The organism is Kytococcus sp. HMSC28H12 (genome assembly GCF_001816045.1).
Classification (GTDB): Bacteria; Actinomycetota; Actinomycetes; order Actinomycetales; family Dermatophilaceae; genus Kytococcus; species Kytococcus schroeteri.
This window is the reverse complement of sequence record NZ_KV824530.1, coordinates 1-4,903: the sequence shown is the minus strand read 5'-3', so window position 1 is coordinate 4,903 and position 4,903 is coordinate 1. Positions and strand designations below refer to the sequence as shown.

The window sequence follows — 4,903 nt, the reverse complement described above, 5'->3', positions numbered from 1 at the left end:
GGGGCCCGGCTGCGGCAGGCCGTGGCCGCGCACGGGAGACTGTGCGCCGGCATCGACCCGCACCCGAGCCTGCTGCGCGACCTCGGCCTCGGGGTGGACCCGGCGGGCCTGGCCACCTTCGCCGAGCGTTGCGTCGCGGCGTTCGCGGGCCGGGTGGCCGTGGTGAAGCCCCAGGTCTCCTTCTTCGAGGCCTTCGGCTCCCGCGGCATCGCGGTGCTCGAGGACACGATGGCGGCGCTGCGGGAGGCCGGCGCGCTGGTGCTGCTCGACGCCAAGCGCGGCGACATCGGCAGCACCAACGCCGCCTACGCCCGGGCCTGGTTCGGCGAGGGCGCCCCGCTGCGCTGCGACGCGGTGACCCTCAGCCCCTACCTGGGCGAGGACGCCCTGCGCGGCGTGGTCGAGGCCGCCCGGGCCGACGGCGCCGGGGCGTTCGTGCTCTGCCGCACCTCCAACCCGGAGGCCGGCCCGCTCCAGGGCGCGCGTCGCGACGACGGCCTGACGGTGGCCGCCGGGGTGGCCCGGTGGGCCGAGCAGTTCGAGGGCGACGTGGGCCTCGTGGTGGGCATCACCGTGCGCGACGCGCTGGAGACCCTGCCGCTGGCCGGCGGCGCGGCGCCCCTGCTGGCCCCGGGCTTCGGCGCGCAGGGCGGCTCGGCCGCCGACCTGCGTGGCGTGTTCGGTGACGAGTCCGACCGCGTGCTGGCCTCGGTGAGCCGTGACCTGCTCCGTCACGCCGGCTCGGTCGAGACGCTCGTGCAGGCCGTCGAGGGCTGGCAGCGGGAGCTCACAGCGGGGGAGGGGCCGGGGCGTTGAGGGCCACCGTGCACCACCGGTACCCTGCGGTGTCCCCCGCAGAGCAGGAGCAGCACGTGACCCTTCCCGACCTCACGGCCGACCAGCGTCGGGCCGCTCTGGACGCCGCCGTCGCCGCCCGCCACCGGCGGGCCGAGGTCAAGGCGGCCGTCGCCCGGGGTGCCCTGAGCATCGGGGAGGTGCTGCAGGCCGCCGAGCACGACGAGGCCGTGGCCAAGATCCGGGTGTCGGTGCTGCTGGAGTGCCTGCCCGGCATCGGCCCGGTGCGTGCCGGTCAGGTGCTGGCCGAGTTGGGCATCGCCCCCTCGCGCCGGCTGCGCGGCCTGGGCGTGCACCAGGTGGCCCGGCTCAGCGACCGCTTCGCGGCGGTGGCGCGGTGACCGCCGACGCGCCCCAGCGGCGCCTCGTGGTGCTGGCCGGCCCCACGGCGGTGGGCAAGGGGACCGTCTGCCAGTGGGTCCGTGAGCACCACCCCGAGGTGTGGGTGTCGGTGTCCGCGACCACCCGCGACCCCCGGCCCGGCGAGGTGGACGGCTCCACCTACCACTTCGTGACCCCACAGGAGTTCTCGCGGATGGTCGAGGACGGGCGGATGCTCGAGCACGCCGTCGTGCACGGGGTGCACTCCTACGGCACCCCGCGCGACCCGGTGGAGAGCGCGTTGGAGCAGGGCCGTCCCGCGCTGCTGGAGATCGACCTCCAGGGGGCCCGCCAGGTGCGTGAGGCGATGCCGGACGCTCTCTTCGTCTTCCTCGCCCCGCCGAGCTGGGACGAGCTGGTGCGCCGCCTCGTGGGCCGGGGCACCGAGGACGCCGAGGAGCGGGAGCGCCGCCTGGCCACCGCCGAGCGCGAGCTGGCCGCCCGGGACTGGTTCGACGTCAGCATCGTCAACGAGTCCGTCGAGCGTGCCGGTGCCGACCTCGTAGACTTGCTCCTCGACCCGCCGCCGGTCCCCGCCGACCGCCGGGTTCCCTGACCACCCGCCGACCCGCCTCCCGCCCGCCGGGAGGCCCGTGCGACGACGCCGTCGCCACCACCGCCCCGATCCAAGGAGGATCCATGTCCGGCACCAAGGCCGCCCCCATCGGCGTGACCAACCCGCCCATCGACGACCTGCTCAAGCACGTCGACTCCAAGTACGCCCTGGTCATCTACTCGGCCAAGCGCGCCCGCCAGATCAACGCCTACTACGCGCAGCTCAAGGAGGGCCTGCTGGAGTACGTGGGCCCGCTGGTGGAGGCCGAGGCCTCCGACAAGCCGCTCTCGGTGGCGCTCAAGGAGATCAACGCCGACAAGCTGGTCCGCACCGTGCGCACTGACGTGCCCGAGCTGGGCGAGGACGGCGTGTCCGAGGAGCCCGAGGAGATCACCGCGGTCGCCGACTCCACCGACGAGGTGGCCCCGGCCGAGTCCGTCGACGTGGTCGAGGGCACGCAGGACGCGGACGGCATCGACGAGGCCTGATGCGCGTCGTCCTGGGGGTTGCCGGCGGCATCGCCGCCTACAAGGCCGCGAGCCTGTGCCGCCTGTTCACCGAGGGCGGGCACGACGTGCGCGTACTGCCCACGGCGGCGGCGCTGCGCTTCGTGGGCGCCCCCACCTGGGAGGCCCTCTCCGGGCACCCCGTGGCCACCGACGTGTTCACCGACGTGCCGTCGGTGCAGCACGTGCGCGTGGGCAAGGAGGCCGAGCTCGTGGTGGTGGCCCCCGCGACCGCCGACCTGCTGGCCCGGATGGCCGCCGGCATGGCCGACGACCTGCTGACCACCACGCTGGTCACGGCCACCTGCCCGGTGGTGGTGGCCCCGGCCATGCACACCGAGATGTGGCAGCACCCGGCCACGCAGGCGAACGTGGCCACGCTGCGCTCCCGGGGCGTGCACGTCATCGAGCCCGCGAGCGGGCGCCTGACCGGCAGCGACACCGGCCCCGGCCGCCTGCCGGACCCCGAGGTGATCCACGCCGAGGCGCTGGCGCAGGTGGGGGCCGCGGACGCGGGCTCGGGTGAGCTGCCGTGGGCCGGTCGCCGCGTGGTGGTGAGCGCCGGCGGGACCCGGGAGGCCCTGGACCCGGTGCGCTTCCTGGGCAACGCCTCCTCGGGGCGCATGGGCATGGCCGTGGCCCGCGCCGCACGCGACCTGGGCGCTGAGGTGACCGTGCTGCAGGCGGCGGTCGAGGTGCCGGCGCCGGAGGGGGTGCGGGTGGTGGACACGCCGAGCGCCGCCGACCTCGAGGCCGCCGTGGGACGGGAGTTCCACGAGGCCGGGGCGGACCTGCTGGTCATGGCCGCCGCCGTGGCCGACTACCGGCCCGCGCAGGTGGCGACCACCAAGATCAAGAAGCAGGACGACGGTGCCGGGCTCACCCTGGAGCTCGAGCGGACGCCCGACGTGCTCGCAGGGGCCGTGCGCCGCCGCGACGCCGAGGCCGCGCAGCACCCGCAGGAGCGACGGCAGGTGGTGGTCGGCTTCGCCGCGGAGACCGGCGACGAGCACGGCTCGGTGCTCGACCACGCGCGCGCCAAGCTGGCCCGCAAGGGCGTGGACCTCCTCGTGGCCAACGAGGTGGGCGTGGGCGTGGTCTTCGGGCAGGAGGACACCACGGTGCACCTGCTCACCCCCGACGGCCCGGTGCGCACGGTGGGCCCGGTGTCCAAGGACGAGGCCGCCCGGGCGGTGTGCGAGGCCGTGACGCCCCTGCTGGGCTGAGCTGCAGCCGGGCCGAGGTCGTCGGTGGAGGGGTCTAGGCTGTCGCCCGCGTCAACCCGGCGCACCCGTCAGACAGCAGCCGCTGCACAAGGAGCACCCATGGCACGTCTCTTCTCGTCCGAGTCCGTCACCGAGGGACACCCCGACAAGATCTGCGACCAGATCAGCGATGCGATCCTGGACGAGATGCTGCGGCAGGACCCGGACGCGCGGGTGGCCGTGGAGACCATGGTCACCACCGGGCTGGTGCACGTGGCCGGCGAGGTGCGCACCTCGGGGTACGTGGACATCCCGCGGGTGGTGCGCGACACCATCATCAAGATCGGCTACGACAGCTCCGAGAAGGGCTTCGACGGACGCACCTGCGGCGTCGAGGTGAGCATCGGCGACCAGAGCGTCGACATCGCCGCCGGCGTGGACGACTCCTTCGAGGCCCGGGAGGGCGCCTCGGAGAAGTACGACCGGCAGGGCGCCGGTGACCAGGGCCTGATGTTCGGGTACGCCTGTGACGACACCCCCGAGCTGCTGCCGCTGCCCATCTCGCTGGCCCACCGGCTGAGCAAGCGGCTGGCCCAGGTGCGGCAGGACGGCACGCTGGACTACCTGCGCCCCGACGGCAAGACCCAGGTGACCGTCGAGTACGACGGCGACCGCCCGGCGCGGCTCGACACCATCGTGCTCTCCACGCAGCACGCCCCGGGGGTGCCGCTGGAGGCGCTGCTCACCCCCGACCTGCGGGAGCACGTCATCGGGCCGGTGCTGGAGAACCTCGCCGAGTCGGGTGTGGAGCTCGACACGAGCAGCACCCGCCAGCTCATCAACCCGACGGGCATCTTCACCATCGGTGGGCCCATGGGCGATGCCGGGCTCACCGGGCGCAAGATCATCGTGGACACCTACGGCGGCATGGCCCGCCACGGCGGTGGCGCCTTCTCCGGCAAGGACCCGTCGAAGGTGGACCGCTCCGCCGCCTACGCGATGCGGTGGGTGGCCAAGAACGTGGTGGCCGCGGGGCTGGCCGCGCGCTGCGAGATCCAGGTGGCCTACGCCATCGGTGCCGCGCGCCCGGTCGGCCTCTACGTGGAGACCTTCGGCACCCACACCGTGCCGGTGGAGCGCATCGAGCACGCCATCGACGAGGTCTTCGACCTGCGCCCGGCGGCCATCGTGGACGCGCTGGGCCTCAAGCGCCCGATCTACCTGCCCACCTCGGCCTACGGGCACTTCGGCCGGACCACCGCCAGCGGCGTGGCCCGCGCCTTCCCGTGGGAGCGCACCGACCGGGTGGAGGCGCTGCAGCGCCTGGCGCACGCCTGAGTGGCGCCGTGGAGGAGGGCCTGCTCCCGGTCCCCGGCCTGGCCGTGCAGCGCACGGCCCCG

At 74.7% G+C, this 4,903-nt stretch carries 5 protein-coding genes and 1 pseudogene; all 6 read left to right on the top strand.

What is annotated here, in order from left to right; genetic code table 11:
• Window positions 1-816, top strand: an 816-nt coding sequence (gene pyrF / locus HMPREF3099_RS07780; RefSeq protein WP_070705454.1) for an orotidine-5'-phosphate decarboxylase, incomplete at its 5' end; no start/stop codon positions are given.
• A gap of 56 nt (window positions 817-872) precedes the next feature.
• Complete coding sequence (mihF, locus tag HMPREF3099_RS07775) at window positions 873-1,196, top strand: integration host factor, actinobacterial type (RefSeq protein ID WP_070705453.1); 324 nt, start codon at window positions 873-875, stop codon at window positions 1,194-1,196.
• Window positions 1,193-1,792: a guanylate kinase gene (gene gmk / locus HMPREF3099_RS07770; protein ID WP_070705452.1), complete on the top strand. Its 600-nt coding sequence runs from the start codon at window positions 1,193-1,195 to the stop codon at window positions 1,790-1,792. The genes mihF and gmk overlap by 4 nt, the downstream gene beginning before the upstream one ends.
• Window positions 1,793-1,875: 83 nt before the next feature.
• Window positions 1,876-2,115: pseudogene (rpoZ, locus tag HMPREF3099_RS13745) on the top strand (DNA-directed RNA polymerase subunit omega); the annotation flags it as partial.
• Between the two features lie 164 nt (window positions 2,116-2,279).
• Window positions 2,280-3,524 carry a bifunctional phosphopantothenoylcysteine decarboxylase/phosphopantothenate--cysteine ligase CoaBC gene (gene coaBC, locus HMPREF3099_RS07760; RefSeq protein WP_070705451.1) on the top strand — a complete coding sequence of 415 codons (1,245 nt, stop codon included), beginning with the start codon at window positions 2,280-2,282 and terminating at the stop codon, window positions 3,522-3,524.
• Window positions 3,525-3,623: 99 nt separating this feature from the next.
• Window positions 3,624-4,841, top strand: a complete 1,218-nt coding sequence (gene metK / locus HMPREF3099_RS07755; RefSeq protein ID WP_070705450.1) for a methionine adenosyltransferase — start codon at window positions 3,624-3,626, stop codon at window positions 4,839-4,841.
• Window positions 4,842-4,903 lie beyond the last annotated feature (62 nt).

What these genes read in the sequence shown, in the direction of transcription:
- coaBC (WP_070705451.1), top strand. Translation starts at nt 2,280, where the DNA reads ATGCGCGTCGTCCTGGGGGTTGCCGGCGGCATCGCCGCCTACAAGGCC.
- metK (WP_070705450.1), top strand. Translation starts at nt 3,624, where the DNA reads ATGGCACGTCTCTTCTCGTCCGAGTCCGTCACCGAGGGACACCCCGAC.